This is a genomic window from Pseudomonas sp. CH235, assembly GCF_004368175.1.
In the GTDB taxonomy this organism is placed as follows: domain Bacteria; phylum Pseudomonadota; class Gammaproteobacteria; order Pseudomonadales; family Pseudomonadaceae; genus Aquipseudomonas; species Aquipseudomonas paraglycinae.
In genome coordinates this window covers 1-16052 of sequence record NZ_RRZJ01000042.1, presented here as the reverse complement: position 1 = coordinate 16052, position 16052 = coordinate 1, and the positions used below count along the sequence as shown (strand labels likewise).

Annotated in this window: 17 protein-coding genes, 4 tRNA genes and 1 riboswitch; of the genes, 15 read left to right on the top strand and 6 right to left on the bottom strand. The window is 58.1% G+C overall.

The genetic code is table 11. The features are described from left to right. The first annotated feature begins 56 nt into the window (after window positions 1-56). From astB to astE, 3 genes are all read left to right on the top strand, one after another. Window positions 57-1403 (top strand): N-succinylarginine dihydrolase, encoded by a 1347-nt coding sequence (gene astB, locus EIY71_RS26815; protein ID WP_102688616.1) that lies wholly within the window; start codon window positions 57-59, stop codon window positions 1401-1403. Window positions 1404-1466: 63 nt separating this feature from the next. Then, entirely contained in the window at window positions 1467-1757 is a 291-nt protein-coding gene (locus EIY71_RS26810) for a hypothetical protein (protein WP_064598799.1), read from the top strand. Window positions 1758-1769: 12 nt separating this feature from the next. Beyond that, on the top strand, window positions 1770-2780 hold the full coding sequence (astE, locus tag EIY71_RS26805) for a succinylglutamate desuccinylase (RefSeq protein ID WP_007951052.1): 1011 nt from the start codon (window positions 1770-1772) through the stop codon (window positions 2778-2780). A gap of 45 nt (window positions 2781-2825) precedes the next feature. On the opposite strand, the gene EIY71_RS26800 is transcribed toward astE, so the two are convergent. Further along, window positions 2826-3335, bottom strand: coding sequence for a 6,7-dimethyl-8-ribityllumazine synthase (locus EIY71_RS26800; RefSeq protein WP_011335530.1), 510 nt, complete (start codon window positions 3333-3335; stop codon window positions 2826-2828). A gap of 102 nt (window positions 3336-3437) precedes the next feature. After that, a riboswitch (FMN riboswitch) is annotated at window positions 3438-3609 on the bottom strand. Window positions 3610-3807: 198 nt separating this feature from the next. On the opposite strand from EIY71_RS26800, the gene ltaE reads away from it, so the two are divergent. The 7 genes from ltaE to EIY71_RS26765 all read left to right on the top strand — a co-directional run bounded on the left by ltaE (window position 3808) and on the right by EIY71_RS26765 (window position 9776). Next, window positions 3808-4812, top strand: a complete 1005-nt coding sequence (gene ltaE, locus EIY71_RS26795) for a low-specificity L-threonine aldolase (protein ID WP_085745127.1) — start codon at window positions 3808-3810, stop codon at window positions 4810-4812. Window positions 4813-4958: 146 nt separating this feature from the next. Beyond that, window positions 4959-7583: an alanine--tRNA ligase gene (gene alaS, locus EIY71_RS26790; protein ID WP_129974031.1), complete on the top strand. Its 2625-nt coding sequence runs from the start codon at window positions 4959-4961 to the stop codon at window positions 7581-7583. 90 nt (window positions 7584-7673) lie between these two features. After that, entirely contained in the window at window positions 7674-8915 is a 1242-nt protein-coding gene (locus EIY71_RS26785) for an aspartate kinase (RefSeq protein WP_007951048.1), read from the top strand. Window positions 8916-9101: 186 nt separating this feature from the next. After that, window positions 9102-9290, top strand: coding sequence for a carbon storage regulator CsrA (csrA, locus tag EIY71_RS26780; RefSeq protein ID WP_002554426.1), 189 nt, complete (start codon window positions 9102-9104; stop codon window positions 9288-9290). Window positions 9291-9352: 62 nt separating this feature from the next. Beyond that, a tRNA-Ser gene (locus EIY71_RS26775) sits at window positions 9353-9443 on the top strand. A gap of 107 nt (window positions 9444-9550) precedes the next feature. Continuing rightward, window positions 9551-9627: transfer RNA gene (locus EIY71_RS26770), tRNA-Arg, on the top strand. A gap of 72 nt (window positions 9628-9699) precedes the next feature. Beyond that, window positions 9700-9776, top strand: a tRNA-Arg gene (locus EIY71_RS26765). Window positions 9777-9795: 19 nt separating this feature from the next. On the opposite strand, the gene EIY71_RS26760 is transcribed toward EIY71_RS26765, so the two are convergent. Then, the gene (locus EIY71_RS26760; protein WP_085745125.1) at window positions 9796-10314 is read right to left on the bottom strand and encodes a cell envelope protein SmpA; all 519 of its coding nucleotides are present in this window, start codon (window positions 10312-10314) and stop codon (window positions 9796-9798) included. A 320-nt stretch (window positions 10315-10634) separates the two neighbouring features. Here EIY71_RS26760 and mgtE point away from each other — a divergent pair, with 320 nt between their 5' ends. Then, entirely contained in the window at window positions 10635-12077 is a 1443-nt protein-coding gene (gene mgtE, locus EIY71_RS26755) for a magnesium transporter (RefSeq protein WP_134023773.1), read from the top strand. Between the two features lie 117 nt (window positions 12078-12194). Here mgtE and EIY71_RS26750 read toward each other — a convergent pair whose 3' ends face one another. Continuing rightward, window positions 12195-12521: an Arc family DNA-binding protein gene (locus EIY71_RS26750; protein ID WP_003178899.1), complete on the bottom strand. Its 327-nt coding sequence runs from the start codon at window positions 12519-12521 to the stop codon at window positions 12195-12197. Window positions 12522-12910: 389 nt separating this feature from the next. On the opposite strand from EIY71_RS26750, the gene phnN reads away from it, so the two are divergent. Then, a complete protein-coding gene (gene phnN / locus EIY71_RS26745; protein ID WP_134023771.1) occupies window positions 12911-13480 on the top strand; it encodes a phosphonate metabolism protein/1,5-bisphosphokinase (PRPP-forming) PhnN in 570 nt (189 codons plus the stop codon). Here the strand turns inward: phnN and EIY71_RS26740 are convergent. Both EIY71_RS26740 and EIY71_RS26735 read right to left on the bottom strand, forming a co-directional pair. Then, window positions 13455-13634, bottom strand: a complete 180-nt coding sequence (locus EIY71_RS26740) for a PA3371 family protein (RefSeq protein ID WP_085745123.1) — start codon at window positions 13632-13634, stop codon at window positions 13455-13457. The genes phnN and EIY71_RS26740 overlap by 26 nt on opposite strands. 20 nt (window positions 13635-13654) lie before the next feature. Next, the gene (locus tag EIY71_RS26735; protein ID WP_134023769.1) at window positions 13655-13882 is read right to left on the bottom strand and encodes a hypothetical protein; all 228 of its coding nucleotides are present in this window, start codon (window positions 13880-13882) and stop codon (window positions 13655-13657) included. Between the two features lie 284 nt (window positions 13883-14166). Between EIY71_RS26735 and EIY71_RS26725 the strand changes: the two genes are divergently transcribed. Further along, a tRNA-Arg gene (locus tag EIY71_RS26725) sits at window positions 14167-14243 on the top strand. An 82-nt stretch (window positions 14244-14325) separates the two neighbouring features. Next, the gene (locus tag EIY71_RS26720) at window positions 14326-14931 is read left to right on the top strand and encodes a hypothetical protein (RefSeq protein ID WP_134023767.1); all 606 of its coding nucleotides are present in this window, start codon (window positions 14326-14328) and stop codon (window positions 14929-14931) included. Between the two features lie 5 nt (window positions 14932-14936). Here the strand turns inward: EIY71_RS26720 and EIY71_RS26715 are convergent, their stop codons facing one another. Then, window positions 14937-15548, bottom strand: coding sequence for a recombinase family protein (locus EIY71_RS26715; RefSeq protein ID WP_134023765.1), 612 nt, complete (start codon window positions 15546-15548; stop codon window positions 14937-14939). A 219-nt stretch (window positions 15549-15767) separates the two neighbouring features. Here EIY71_RS26715 and EIY71_RS26710 point away from each other — a divergent pair. Beyond that, on the top strand, window positions 15768-16052 hold a 285-nt coding region (locus EIY71_RS26710), incomplete at its 3' end, for a hypothetical protein (RefSeq protein WP_134023763.1).

Sequence of the window (16052 nt, the reverse complement as noted above, 5' to 3'; positions counted from 1 at the left end):
GTCTCAAAGAATAGTTACTGAAGCCTATAACAACAGATTCTCGTGGAGCCTCGCTGATGAAATCCTATGAAGTCAATTTTGACGGTCTAGTGGGGCCGACCCATAACTACGGTGGTCTGTCCTACGGCAACGTTGCGTCCCAGAGCAACAGCCAGCAGTCTTCGAACCCGAAGGAAGCGGCGCTGCAAGGCCTGGCGAAAATGAAAGCGCTGATGGAAATGGGCTTTCAGCAGGGCGTTCTCGCACCGCAAGAGCGTCCGGATGTGGCTGCCTTGCGCCGTCTGGGTTTCAGCGGCACCGACGCTCAGGTGATCGAGCGTGCCGCCAAAGAAGCGATGCCGCTGCTGGTTGCCAGTTGCTCCGCGTCGAGCATGTGGGTGGCCAACGCCGCCACGGTCAGCCCGAGTGCCGACACCGCTGACGGTCGCGTGCACTTCACCGCCGCCAACCTGAACTGCAAATACCACCGCAGCATTGAGCACCCGACCACCAGTCGCGTGCTGGGCGCGATGTTCGCCAATCAGCAGCACTTCGCGCACCACGCCGCATTGCCGGCGGTGGCGCAGTTCGGTGACGAAGGCGCAGCCAACCACACGCGTTTCTGTCGTGAGTACGGCGAGGCCGGCGTTGAGTTCTTCGTGTTCGGGCGCAGTGCGTTCGACACCCGTTACCCGGCACCGCAGAAATACCCGGCGCGTCAGACCCTCGAAGCGTCGCAAGCGGTCGCTCGTTTGCACGGTCTGCGTGACGACGGCGTGGTCTACGCGCAACAGAATCCTGCGGTGATCGATCAGGGCGTGTTCCACAACGACGTGATCGCGGTGGGCAACGGCGAGGTGCTGTTCTATCACGAGGACGCGTTCCTCGACACCGATCAGATGCTGGCTGAACTGCAAGCCAAACTGGCGAAGGTTGGCGGCAACTTCCAGTCGGTCTGCGTGCCGCGTTCGGCGGTCACCGTGGACGACGCGGTGCGTTCCTACCTGTTCAACAGCCAGTTGCTGTCGCGTCCTGACGGTTCGATGCTGCTGATCGTGCCGGAAGAGTGCCGTGGCAACGAGCGCGTGTGGAATTACCTGCAAGGCCTGACCAGCTCCGGCGGCCTGATTCGCGAAGTCAAAGTCTTCGACCTCAAGCAAAGCATGCAGAACGGCGGTGGCCCGGCGTGCCTGCGTCTGCGTGTCGCGCTCAACGAAACCGAGCTGGCGGCCGTCAACCCAGGGGTTATCATGACCGCCCCGTTGTACGGTTCGTTGACCGAATGGGTTGAAAAGCACTATCGCGACCGCCTGACCGAAAGTGATCTGGCGGATCCGCAATTGCTGCTTGAATGCCGGACGGCACTGGATGAACTGACGCAAATCCTTAAACTGGGCGCGGTTTATCCATTCCAGATCAATTGATGGCCGGCGTGCCGCCTGAACGTGGCGCGCGGCTTGTCTCCCCCAACAGAGCGTAAAAAAGACATGAGCGATTCCCTGCGGCTGATCCTTGAAGACACCGACGGCAAGCAACTGGAAACTTCCTGCACCCGCGTCGCGGTCATGTGGCAAGGCAAAGAGCTGTGGATCCAGCAGGACGGCCGCGGCCAACTGTTGATCGGCGTGGACGTCGAAGAGGGCGACGAAGAGTACGCCAACCTGCTGTTGCGCCCATTGGCGACTAATCTGGTAAGTCTGCAACTGGAGATGGAACCGGCTGACCTCGGCGACGATGACGGTCACGTGCACGGCCCGGATTGCAATCACGACCACTAAGGAAACCGCTCTATGCTCGCCCTCGGCAAACTGCTTGAACTGACCCTCGCCGGCCGCGAACCGGCGGAGAAGACTCAACTGACTGTCGAAGGCGTGCGCATGCGCTGGTTGAGCGAGGGGGCGCTGGAAGTCCGGCCACCCGAAGCGCGCGACAATGGTCTGGACCTGCTGCTGTCGGCAGGCATCCACGGCAACGAAACGGCACCGATCGAATTGCTCGACCGGTTGCTGCATGACATCGCTCGCGGCGATCTGAAGCCGCGCGCACGCATTCTGTTCCTGTTCGGCAACCCGGAAGCGATTCGCAAGGGCGAACGTTTCGTCGAGCAGGACGTCAATCGGCTGTTCAACGGCCGTCACGAACAAAGCAGCGGTTCCGAAGCCCTGCGCGCCTGCGAGCTGGAACGCCTGGCGGCGAGTTTCTTCAGTCTTCCTGACCGTCAGCGCCTGCACTACGACCTGCACACCGCAATTCGCGGTTCGAAAATCGAGCAGTTCGCCTTGTATCCGTGGAAGGAAGGTCGCCAGCATTCCCGTCTTGAACTGGCCCGCCTGCGCGCGGCCGGCATGGAGGCGGTGCTGTTGCAGAACAAGCCGTCGATCGTGTTCAGCTCCTACACCTACGACAAGCTGGGGGCCGAGTCCTTCACGCTGGAGCTGGGCAAGGCGCGGCCGTTCGGGCAGAACGCCGGGGTCAATGTGTCACTGCTGGAAACCCGCCTGAAGCAGATCATCGAAGGCACTGAGCCGGAAATGGCCGAGCAGGGCCTGGACGGTCTGCAACTGTTCAGCGTGGCACGGGAAATCATCAAGCACAGCGATGCGTTCCGCCTGAACCTGCCGGCGGACATCGAAAACTTTTCGGAACTGGATGTGGGTTATGTGCTGGCCGAAGACCTGGCCAATACCCGCTGGATCATCGAAGAGCAGGGCGCGCGGATCATCTTCCCCAACCCCAAGGTCAAGAACGGCCTGCGGGCGGGCATTCTGATCGTGCCGACCACTGACGAAAATCTTGCCTGAAACTGAACCTCCCCCACGCCGCGCGCGGGGGAGATCGTTATTGCATCAGACCGCTACAGCACGCGGCTCGGTGCGGCGCAATGCACGCACTTTCTGCAACGTATCGGCGCAGGTCTTCGCCGCTTCCTGACCTTTGTGCACGAAATGCTCGAAGAAGAACTTCTGGTGTTCTTCGCCGGCATGGAAGTGGTGCGGGGTCAGCGACACCGAGAACACCGGCACTTCGGTTTCCAGCTGCACCTGCATCAGGCCGCTGACGACCGACTGGGCAACGAACTCGTGACGGTAGATTCCGCCGTCCACCACCAGGGCGGCGGCAACGATACCGGCATAACGACCGGTCTTGGCCAGCAGCTTGGCGTGCAGAGGCATTTCAAAGGCGCCGCCGACTTCGAAGAAATCGATGTCCGATTCCTGATACCCCTGAGCGATCATTTCGGCGAGGAAACCCTTACGGCTCTGGTCGACGATTTCCTTGTGCCAGCAGGCCTGGATGAACGCGACGCGCTCGCCGTGAGTGTGTTTGCTTTTGCTGTCGATAGCGGTGGGTTGCATGTTCTGACTCCTGTTTGTGTGAAAAACAGGGCGTTATGAATCGAAAGGGATTCAAGGGTACGCACGCTCGCGCGAACACGGCGGACGGCCCTTTGGCGTCAATCCCGTTCTCTCTTCATCCGGACTATGACCGTCGGCCCCGGAATCACACCGGGTCTGCTGACCTTGCCGCCGCTCACGGTTTTTGCCGTGCCTGACACCAAGCGCTCGCGGGCTATGCGCATTGCGCGCAATTACCGCCGGTGGGGAATTGCACCCCGCCCTGAGAACGTTTCGCCGCCCTTTATCGGGCGGCGCAGCGTTTTTAACACAGATTGCCGGGCTGTGCATTGCGCCTTTGTGATGATTGCCATCGGATTTTTCGAAGCACAGGAAACGACTTTTCCTTGCGCGAGGGTTGATTAATCCGCGCCGTGCCCGCAGTAATTCACCTTCGTAAAGGGATTTCCCCAGCTGACTTGAGGCCAGGTTCATGAGCGTTATCGATCTTCGCAGCGACACCGTCACTCAACCGACCCCCGCCATGCTTGACGCGATGACCCGCGCCGACACCGGCGATGACGTGTATGGCGAAGATCCGACGGTCAATCGTCTGGAAGCCGAACTGGCAAAACGGCTGGGTTTCGCCGCCGCGCTGTTCGTCCCGACCGGGACCATGAGCAACCTGCTGGGCCTGATGGCACACTGCGAGCGCGGTGACGAATACATCGTCGGTCAGCAGGCGCACACCTATAAGTACGAGGGCGGCGGCGCAGCGGTACTCGGTTCGATTCAACCACAGCCGCTGGAAGTGCAGGCCGACGGCTCGCTGGACCTGGATCAGGTGGCCGCGGCGATCAAGCCCGACGATTTCCACTTCGCCCGTACGCGCCTGCTGGCGCTGGAAAACACCATGCAGGGCAAAGTGTTGCCGCTGGACTATCTGGCCCGGGCCCGCCAGTTCACTCGGGACAACGGCCTGCAACTGCATCTGGACGGCGCGCGGCTGTACAACGCGGCGGTCAAGCTCGGGGTCGATGCTCGGGAAATCACCCAATATTTCGATTCGGTCTCGGTGTGCCTGTCCAAAGGCCTCGGCGCGCCTGTGGGGTCGGTGCTGTGCGGTTCGTCGGCGTTGATTGCAAAGGCCCGGCGCCTGCGCAAAATGGTCGGTGGCGGCATGCGTCAGGCTGGATTGCTGGCGGCGGCCGGGCTGTACGCGCTGGATCACAACGTCGAGCGTCTGGCGGATGACCATGCCAACGCCCAGTATCTGGCTGAAGGCCTGCGCGAGGCCGGTTTCAGCGTCGAGCCGGTGCAGACCAACATGGTTTACGTGCAGATGGGCGACCGTGCCGAGGCGATCAAGGCTTTCGCTGCCGAGCGCGGGATCAAATTGAGCGCTGCCGCCCGCCTGCGGATGGTCACGCACATGGACGTCAATCGCTCGCAAATCGAGCAAGTGATCGCGACATTCGTCGAGTTTTCGCGCAAGTGACAGCGTTAGCCACCCAATTGACCGTTTCTATCGTATAAACACGCTGTACCCCGCGCGCAGGGCCGATATAATGCGGCCCTTTGCCGTCGTTTCGTCTGTTGACGTTTCGTACAGGCCTTTGGCCGCAGCCTCCGTGGAAGAACCTAATGAAAAGCGCAGAAATCCGTGAAGCCTTCCTTCGCTTCTTCGAAGAGCAAGGCCACACCCGTGTAGCCTCCAGCTCTTTGATTCCGGGCAACGACCCAACCCTGCTGTTCACCAACGCGGGGATGAACCAGTTCAAGGACTGCTTCCTGGGCCAGGAAAAGCGCGCGTACACCCGCGCCGTCTCCAGCCAGAAATGCGTGCGCGCCGGCGGCAAGCACAACGACCTGGAAAACGTCGGTTACACCGCCCGTCACCACACCTTCTTCGAAATGCTGGGTAACTTCAGCTTCGGCGACTACTTCAAGCGTGATGCCATCACCTACGCCTGGAACTTCCTGACCTCCGAGAAGTGGCTGAACCTGCCGAAGGAAAAACTGTGGGTCACCGTCTACGCCAGCGATGACGAGGCCTACGACATCTGGACCAAGGAAGTCGGTGTGCCGGCCGAGCGCATGGTGCGCATCGGCGACAACAAGGGCGCGCCATACGCCTCCGACAACTTCTGGACCATGGGCGATACCGGCCCGTGCGGTCCTTGCACCGAGATTTTCTACGATCACGGCGCCGACATCTGGGGCGGCCCACCGGGCTCGCCAGAAGAAGACGGCGACCGTTACATCGAAATCTGGAACAACGTATTCATGCAGTTCAACCGCACCGCCGATGGCGTGTTGCACCCGCTGCCAGCCCCGTCGGTGGACACCGGCATGGGTCTTGAGCGGATCAGTGCCGTGCTGCAGCACGTTCACTCGAACTATGAAATCGACCTGTTCCAGAGCCTGCTGGCCGCATCGGCCAAGGCCATCGGCTGCACCAACGACGCTCAGGCGTCGCTGAAAGTCGTGGCTGACCACATTCGTTCCTGCGGCTTCCTGATTGCCGACGGCGTGTTGCCGTCCAACGAAGGTCGCGGTTACGTACTGCGCCGGATCATCCGTCGCGCTTGCCGTCACGGCAACAAGCTGGGCGCCAAGGGCAGCTTCTTCTATCAGATCGTTGCCGCACTCGTGGCCGAGATGGGCGAAGCGTTCCCGGAGCTGAAATCCCAGCAGGCGCACATCGAGCGCGTACTGAAAGCCGAAGAAGAGCAGTTCGCCAAGACCCTGGAGCAGGGCCTGAAAATCCTCGAGCAGGATCTGGCCGAGCTCAAAGGCGACGTGGTTCCAGGCGACGTGGTGTTCAAACTCTACGATACCTACGGTTTCCCGATGGACCTGACCGCGGACATCGCCCGCGAGCGCAGCCTGACCATCGACGAAGCCGGTTTCGAGCGTGAAATGGAAGCCCAGCGCGTCCGTGCACGTTCCGCCAGCTCGTTCGGTCTGGACTACAACAGCCTGGTCAAGGTTGACGTCGATACCGAGTTCACCGGTTATCACGCCACCAGCGGTTCGGCGAAAGTCGTTGCTCTCTATAAAGATGGCCAGTCCGTGGACGTCTTGAGTGAAGGGCAGGAAGGCGTTGTGGTGCTGAACCAGACCCCGTTCTACGCCGAATCCGGTGGCCAGGTCGGCGATTGCGGTTACCTGCAGGCCGGCAACAGCCGTTTCGACGTGCGCGACACCACCAAGACCGGCGGCGCGTTCCTGCACCACGGCGTACTGGCGTCGGGCAGCCTGATCGTTGGCGCACCGGTGGAAACCCACGTCGAAGCTGACGTGCGTCACGCCACTTCGCTGAACCACTCGGCCACTCACCTGCTGCACGCTGCGTTGCGCAAAGTGCTGGGCGACCACGTTCAACAGAAAGGTTCGTTGGTCGACAGTCAGCGCCTGCGTTTCGACTTCAGCCACTTTGAAGCGATCAAGCCTGAACAGATCAAGGCGCTGGAAGACATCGTCAACGCCGAGATTCGCAAGAACTCCGCTGTTGAAACCGAAGAAACCGACATCGAAACCGCCAAGCAGAAGGGCGCGATGGCGCTGTTTGGCGAGAAGTACGGCGACAACGTGCGCGTGCTGAGCATGGGCGGTGATTTCTCCGTCGAGCTGTGCGGCGGTATCCACGCCAACCGTACCGGCGACATCGGCCTGCTGAAAATCATCAGCGAAGGCGGTGTGGCATCGGGTGTGCGTCGTATTGAAGCGGTCACCGGCGCTGCGGCGCTGGCTTACTTGAACGCTGCTGAAGAACAACTCAAGGAAGCGGCCAGCCTGGTCAAGGGCAGCCGCGACAACCTGATCGACAAGCTGTCGGCTGTGCTGGAGCGCAACCGTGCGCTTGAGAAGCAGCTCGAGCAGTTGCAGGCCAAGGCCGCTGCTGCCGCTGGCGACGATTTGTCGGCTTCGGCCGTGGACGTCAAGGGCGTGAAAGTGCTGGCCGTGCGTCTGGATGGTCAGGATGGCAAGGCGCTGCTGGCGCTGGTCGATCAGCTGAAAAACAAACTCGGCCGCGCAGTGATCCTGCTCGGCAGTGTCCATGAGGAAAAGGTCGTATTGGTTGCAGGTGTAACCAAGGACCTGACTGGCCAACTCAAAGCCGGTGATTTGATGAAACAGGCTGCTGCGGCAGTGGGCGGGAAGGGCGGTGGTCGTCCGGACATGGCGCAGGGCGGCGGTGTCGACGCCGGCGCACTGGATGGCGCACTGGCGCTGACCGTTCCATTCGTCGAGCAGGGTTTATAAGACGGCCCGTCGGGCCCGCAGTCTAGTGGCGGGCCCGACGGCTGTTTGAGTGATTATTGGGCGCCCTTCATGGGCAGAGGCGGCTTTGAAATGGCTTTGATCGTACAGAAATTTGGAGGCACCTCGGTCGGCACTGTCGAGAGAATCGAGCAGGTCGCCGACAAGGTTAAGAAATTCCGCGATGCCGGCGATGACCTGGTGGTTGTGCTGTCTGCAATGAGCGGCGAAACCAACCGTCTGATCGATCTGGCCAAGCAAATCAGTGGCGAAGATCAACCGGTTCCGCGTGAACTGGACGTGATCGTTTCCACCGGTGAGCAGGTGACGATCGCCCTGTTGGCCATGGCGCTGATCAAGCGCGGTGTACCGGCGGTGTCGTACACCGGCAACCAGGTGCGGATCCTGACGGACAGCGCGCACAATAAAGCGCGTATCTTGCAGATTGATGACCAGAAGATTCGCGGTGACCTGAAAGCCGGTCGCGTGGTTGTGGTCGCCGGTTTCCAGGGCGTCGACGAGCACGGCAACATCACGACCCTGGGTCGTGGCGGTTCCGACACCACCGGTGTGGCGCTGGCCGCTGCGCTGAAGGCTGACGAATGCCAGATCTACACCGACGTCGATGGTGTCTACACCACTGACCCGCGTGTGGTATCGGTTGCTCAGCGTCTGGACAAGATCACCTTCGAAGAGATGCTGGAAATGGCCAGCCTCGGTTCCAAGGTGCTGCAGATCCGCGCGGTGGAGTTCGCCGGCAAGTACAACGTTCCGCTGCGCGTACTGCACAGCTTCAAGGAGGGTCCGGGCACCCTCATTACTATTGATGAAGAGGAAACCATGGAACAGCCGATCATTTCCGGCATCGCTTTCAACCGCGATGAAGCCAAGCTGACCATCCGTGGCGTGCCAGACACCCCGGGCGTGGCGTTCAAGATTCTCGGCCCGATCAGTGCCGCGAACATCGAAGTCGACATGATCGTGCAGAACGTCGCGCACGATAACACCACTGACTTCACCTTCACCGTGCACCGCAACGACTACCAGTCTGCGCAGACCGTGCTGGAAAACACCGCTCGCGAGATCGGTGCCCGTGAAGTGGTTGGCGACACCAAGATTGCCAAGGTCTCGATCGTCGGCGTCGGCATGCGTTCCCACGCAGGCGTGGCCAGCCGCATGTTTGAATCCCTGGCAAAAGAAAGCATCAACATCCAGATGATCTCGACCTCGGAAATCAAGGTTTCCGTAGTGATCGAAGAGAAGTACCTGGAACTGGCCGTGCGCGCCCTGCACACGGCTTTCGAACTCGACGCTCCGGCCCGTCAGGGCGAGTGATGCGTTGTCTGAAGGGCGCGGTCTGACCGCGCCCTTTATTTTTTGAATGGCGTGGGCCCTGAACTGTTCTTTTGCTCGCGCTGGTCAATACTCAGGCATGTAGGGCTACGATCGCTCCGGTTGTAGGTCGGGTGCCTTTTTTTTGCAGACTGTTGTCCCTGAAATGATTCGCGTGAGGAGAAAGGTATGCTGATTCTGACTCGTCGGTGCGCAGAAAGCCTGATTATCGGTGATGGCGAAATCACCGTGACCGTGCTCGGCGTTAAAGGAAATCAAGTGCGTATCGGCGTCAACGCCCCGAAAGAGGTGGCCGTGCACCGTGAAGAAATCTATCTGCGTATAAAGAAAGAGAAGGACGAAGAACCAAGCCATTAATTTTTATCGATTTTTATGTTTGCAAACGGGGAAGAAGGTGGTTAATATACGCCCCGTGTTTCGGAGAGCTGGCCGAGTGGCCGAAGGCGCTCCCCTGCTAAGGGAGTACACCTCAAAAGGGTGTCGGGGGTTCGAATCCCCCGTTCTCCGCCATTATTTGCTTAGTACGTTGTAATCTGGCTTTTTCTGTAAGTTATTGAAATTTATAGAAAAAGTGGTTGGAATAGAGATTAGACGGGCTATAATGCGGCGCAACAAATGCACTCGTAGCTCAGCTGGATAGAGTACTCGGCTACGAACCGAGCGGTCACAGGTTCGAATCCTGTCGAGTGCACCATTTAAGAGTCAATTGCAGCAATGCGGATGACTTGGTTACAGCCAGTTGTGGTCTGGTCTAAAAACACAAATTGCACTCGTAGCTCAGCTGGATAGAGTACTCGGCTACGAACCGAGCGGTCACAGGTTCGAATCCTGTCGAGTGCACCATATACCGAAAAGCCCGTGTTTAACGCGGGCTTTTTGCTGTCCGGGATTTGGCTTTTCCCGTCACGCATCCTTTCTCATCAAAATCGATTTGAGCACTGCGGCCTCGCTTGAGGTCGTAACGATAACTCGTTGCCGAATTTCGGATGCTCACCTTGTCGGGTTTGCCCAAGGCGCTTTCAACATCCTGTTGGCTCATGCCGGCGATGATTCGTTGATTGATGATCGCCTCGCGTTTCTGTCGCGCGTCGATCAGATCTCCACATTTGTCCTGGGTGCGCCCGACGACGGCCATTTCTCGCTTTCTGATATTCATACCGGATATTTCTTCGTGCCGGGCTTCGGGTATCAGGGTGACTGTGGAGCCAGGCGAGTAGGGGCGAACTTCCTGCAATGAAAGGTGCTCATCGTTCGCGCAGCTCAGCGTGGTGAACGTGACGTGACCATCTGAAGCTTCGCAACGATGAAGTGTCGTTGCGCTCCCGATGGCGGGCAGGCAGAGCAGGGTGGTCAGCATGAATCGGGATGTTTTCGATGGCATTCGGCGTCCTCCATGACGATTGTTCTCAAGCGTAGCCGGCAGTTTTTTCACCGCCGGTGTGTTTTCTTTTCAGGATGCGTCGTCGCAGTGTGAAGGATCAGGACAGTGCTCAGCTTTGTCTCGCAAGCGCTTGTTTCAGCCACTATTTTTTAACGTTTAAAACCGTCAGGCGGTGTATCATTGCGCCCGTCAGCCCCGCCGGGGCTTATGGAAAACCTCCATGGACTTACCCAGTAGTTATTCAGTAACCCGTTTCACCAATCATGAATTGACTGATTGATCCTTCCGGCGTGCCCCGCTGCTGGGAGTGGAGTTCGCCTATGTCCGAAATCGAAGTAAAGAAAACACAGGAAAGCCTGCAGGATCGCCTGGCTCAGGTCGTCGAGCTGCTGCAGCGCCAGCGGGTCGTCGAAGACCTGACTCATCGCCAGGAAGGCCCGCATCATGACCGGGTCGAGAGCCTGGTCCACCGGCAAAACCTCGTCGAATTGCAACGCAAGCTCGATGATCTGCACTCCGCCGACGTCGCCTACATTCTTGAAGCCCTGCCGCTGGACGATCGTCTGACGCTCTGGCAACTGGTCAAGGCAGATCGCGACGGCGACATTCTTCTCGAAGTATCCGATTCCGTCCGTGAAACCCTGATCGCCGACATGGACGATCATGAGCTCTTGGCTGCGGCCAAGGACATGGATGCCGACGAACTTGCTGACCTGGCCTCCGAGCTGCCGCGAGACGTCGTCCATGAGCTGATGGAGACTCTGGACCAGCAGCAACGCGAGCGTGTGCGTTCGGCCCTCTCCTACGACGAGGAGCAGGTCGGCGCGCTGATGGACTTCGAGATGGTGACCATCCGTGAGGATGTCAGTCTCGAAGTGGTTCTGCGTTACCTGCGTCGCCTCAAAGAATTGCCGGGCCATACCGACAAACTGTTCGTGGTCGACTACGACGGCGTGCTCAAGGGCGTGCTGCCGATCAAGCGTTTGCTGGTGAATGACCCGGAGAAACAGGTTTCCGAGGTCATGGCCAGTGACCCGGTGAGTTTTCACCCGGACGAGGACGCCTATGACGCCGCTCAGGCGTTCGAACGTTACGACTTGATCTCGGCCCCCGTGGTCGACAAGAACGGCAAGCTGATCGGCCGTCTGACCATCGACGAGATGGTCGACCTGATTCGTGAGGAGAGCGAAAGCGAAGTCCTCAACATGGCGGGTCTGCGTGAAGAGGAAGATATTTTCGCCTCCGTCTGGAAGTCCCTGCGCAACCGTTGGGCGTGGCTGGCGATCAACCTGATCACCGCATTCGTCGCATCGCGGGTGATCGGCCTGTTCGAAGGTTCGATCGAGAAGCTGGTGGCCCTGGCGGCGCTGATGCCGATCGTGGCGGGCATTGGCGGCAACTCCGGCAACCAGACGATTACCATGATCGTTCGCGCCATGGCGCTCGATCAGGTCAGCACCGGCAACACCTCGCGCCTGATGCGCAAAGAGTTGGCCGTGGCGTTGATTAACGGCCTGGTCTGGGGCGGTGTGATCGGTGTGGTCGCTTACTTGCTCTACGGCAGCTGGTCGTTGGGCGTGGTGATGACGGCTGCCATGACGTTGAACCTGTTGCTGGCAGCATTGATGGGGGTGTTGATCCCGATGACTCTGGCGAAGATGGGGCGCGATCCGGCGATGGGCGCCAGTGTGATGATCACGGCCATGACCGACAGTGGTGGCTTCTTCATCTTCCTGGGGCTGGCGACGATTTTCCTGCTCTGACCGACTGCATAAAAAAAACAGCCCGCCAATTGGCGGGCTTTTTTTCGCCTGTAAGTAGCCCGAATCGCAGGCAAAAAAAAGCCAGCATTCATGCTGGCTTGAGATGTTCGGTTTGACTCAGGATGCGTCTGCGGCCATTTCGGCGTCGTGGGCGATCAGAGAAACCAGCGCGTTCTGCTGGCGATGGGAGAGTTGGCGGAAGCGTTGCAGCAACTCGCGTTCGTGCAGTGACAGCTCCGGGCTGTCCAGGCGCATGCTCAGCTCTTCGCCCAGTGCACCTTCCTGAATAAGACTCTGCTCAAGGCGCGCAATGATCTCGGAGTTCATGCTGCGATGATGATTGCGAGCCACCTCGGCAATGCGTTCACGCATTCCGTCTGGCAGACGTACGACGAACTTGTCAGCCGTACGGCTGGAATAAATTGCCTGTTTCAATGGGCGCATATATTTAACCGGTTAGTTCAGGGGAGCGGTTCTCGGGATTGGCCGCAGGATGAGTGGTAGGACAAGCATCCGCGCCAAATGGTTCAACCTGAATTGTTAAGAGGCGCGCATCATGCCTCAAAATTGCCAGATCATTGGCGTCAATTCTGTGACAAATATTGATCCGGGTAAAGGCGTAATGCCAGCACCAATTATCAGAAATGCGGACTGGTTTGAAAAGAAAGCATCGGCCCGTATCGCTGACCGCGTCCTGAAACATGTCGACTGATGCCCGAAGGCGTCAGAACGTGCATGCTATGCGGGTTGAATCGTTGTTCCTTACCTTGTACAGGATAGTGGCAAATGGCCGATTTACTAGGGGCAAATGCCCGCCGGAGGGCGTTTTCAGGATGGATGGCAGGCTGATTTACCTCATGGGACCTTCCGGCTCCGGCAAGGACAGTCTGATCGAGGCTGCGCGTGAACCTTTACGGGCGTTGGACTGCGAAATCATCAGGCGCGTGATCACCCGTTCGGCCGAATCCATGGGCGAGGATGCGATCGGCGTGACGCCCCAGGAGTTCGAGCAACGTCAGCGCGCCGGCGAGTTTTCGCTGGCGTGGGAGGCCAACGGTCTCGCCTACGGAATTCCGGTGGAAATGGATCAATGGTTGAAAGCCGGTAAACACGTCCTGGTGAACGGCTCTCGGGCGAACCTTCGGCAAGCGCTGGAACACTACCCGACGCTAGTGCCGGTGTTGCTCACGGTTCGGGATGATGTCCTGCGTGAGCGCCTGCTCCGGCGTGGCCGGGAGACGCTTGAGCAAATCGATGCAAGGCTGGCCCGTAACACGCTGTTCAAGGACAGGCGTTCAACCGACAGCCCTGTGCACCTGATCGACAACTCGGACGACCTGGCCGATGCCGTCAATCATTTGCTGGAGCTGGTCAGGTTCAGCGCAATACCGGATCAAACTTGATCTTGCGCCCGGCCACCAGCGCCAATACGAACAGCGCCGAAAAGACGCCGCAACCGATCAGGGGCAGGGATATTTCGGTTTGCTCGAACAGCGAAAAATGCCCGAGGCCACTCAATAAGGCGAGGATCAGAAATCCTGCAGCTGACTTGGACATGCTGTACTCCTGAGGATATTTCAAAAAACCAGACGATCAGTCGAATGCGCCGGCAACGCCTGTTCAGATTCGCTGACCGCTTGCGGGGCGAAGCTCTGATCGCTCAACACCGCCCATTGCGGCGCCTTCTGCACTTGCAGGTAATGCGGCATGCGCCCGGCCACTTTCTCGTCGTCCTCGGGGACGAAGTGAAAGCCCACCAGGACGGCCAGTGCGATTGCGTTTGCGAACACGAGGGCGCTGTTCATGAGACGAGTCTCCGATTGTTCTTGTATAAGAATCGGTAAAGCAGCCGTCGTGCCAATAGTCTAACCGCTGTTAAATCCTTTAAAAACAAGCATTTAACAGGGTTTTTCGAAGTGGGCGCATTGCATTCTGCAATGATGGCTTTTTGCGGTGATGCAAATTGCACGGTAAAACGTCCGGCACCCTTGCAAGGCGCCTGCCTACACTTAAAAAGCCCTGCGGACGACATGACAAAACAGGGCCCGGCCGTTAACATGCACGCCGTCTGTCGCACCGACAGATTTGTGTCCCAGTAGCTCAATTGGATAGAGCATCCCCCTCCTAAGGGGAAGGTTGGCAGTTCGAACCTGCCCTGGGACACCATATTTCTCAAGGCTTACAGCAAATTTCGGTTTTTGCGTCTCGCTTCATGGGTGCATAGCGGGTGCAAAAATAAGGTATGGGTATGCCTGAACCTTTTTCGTGGCTCCTCGGGATACTCAAATTTCTGGCGAAGCCGGTATTTGATTTCTTTGCTGCTCGCCGTAAAACTGCACGCGATCGGAAGGTCACTCTAGATCGTTTCTACGTCGAGCTAGAGGACGCAAAGAATCATGCTTTAGAATCGATGAAGCTGTTGGCGAATGAGCACAATCGGCGTAACGATCCGGCAGAGCGGGCAGGTCGGCGATGGGATAGATACGGGCCGATCAGCTCAGCCTCTCGACTTGAATTTTTTGCGATAAAGGGCATCTACGAACGGCACTATGAGGACTTTTCGCTAGATCAACGACGCGCGATCCCCAAAGTCTTTTTATTCGCTGATCGATACAATTCTCTGCTCGCCGACCTCGACGCCTTGCATGGCGAAATGTTTTCTAAGTACGAGTGGGATTTTGCTGCAAAGCCTGTCGTGACCCTTGCTACATTTGTGTTTCTCACTGCGATGCTTGTTGAGCAGAAAGAGCGCTTTAAAGTCGCGGAAACCGAGACTTCAACCTCGATTGTTCAAAAGGTTCTAGATGGCTGGAACATTCGGATGTATGGCATTGAGCTTGAAGACGCGGAGTAGCCTTCTCAAACGTTATCTCTTATTCTGAGAACAGTTGTTGTCGAGCAGCTAGCGTGCCTAGCAGTGGCTCGGATGCCTAGCCCGGCCCCCAGCAACTCCCTCACCCTCCTATGTAAATCCTCGTCAACTGGGCGGCCTTGGTACTTGCCAGCAGCTTTAGCCTTCTCGATGCCCTGGGCCTGGCGCTCGCGACGCTGCTCGTAGTCCTTGCGCGCGATCGCGGCCATCATTTCCACCAGCATTGAGTTGATTGCCCCCAGCATCCGGCCGGTGAACTCATCGCCCTTGGTGTCCTGCATTCCCTGGTGACTCGTCGGCAGATCCAGCGCGACGATGCGCAAGCCTTTGGAGTCGATCGCGGTTTTGAGCTTTTGCCAGTCCTCCACCGGCAGCCGGGAGAGCCGGTCTATCGACTCCACCAGCAGGACGTCACCCTTGCGCGCATCTTTGAGCAGGCGCAACAGCTCAGGCCGATCTGCGGATGCGCCGCTGGCGTTCTCCAGGTAGACGCTGGCGATCACCTTGTTGTGGTCGGTGGCGAATTGCTCGAGCGATACCCGGGCGCGGCCGGCGTCCTGCTCTTCAGTCGATGCTCGGAGGTATGCGCGTATGAACATGATGTGCTGTCCGTATCAGTTAAGGTGTTCTACTAATAATGTTGCACTATGAGTGTCACTTATCAAGCGGAGTACGCGAATAAATACGAATTTGCGCGTATCAGCTCAGGCATACCTTACGACGACGGGTGAAAAGATTGCTTAACGCCATCATTGTGGCGCACCATCAGGCAAAACAATGCGGGTTCACCCGCCGATTTTGGAAGAGGAATGCAGGGAATGCTGGAGCTAAATCAACGCTGGGTGCATTTTTATGGTGTGACTTTGCAGTCTGCTCCTGATGATGCTCCATTATTCGAGCTAGAAAACTGCCTTCAGGTTCTGAAGCAAAATTTTAAAGACGGGCATCTTCACAAGCTGATTCACAAGGGAACAGCGTGTGTAAGAATTTCGCATTTGCATATAAACAAGAAATATCGTCGCGCTAGTTTTTTGTTTCAATATGCTGATTCAAAAATTTCTGACCCTGCTTTTAGTGATTTGTTGTCAGGTGAACTGCGTTCT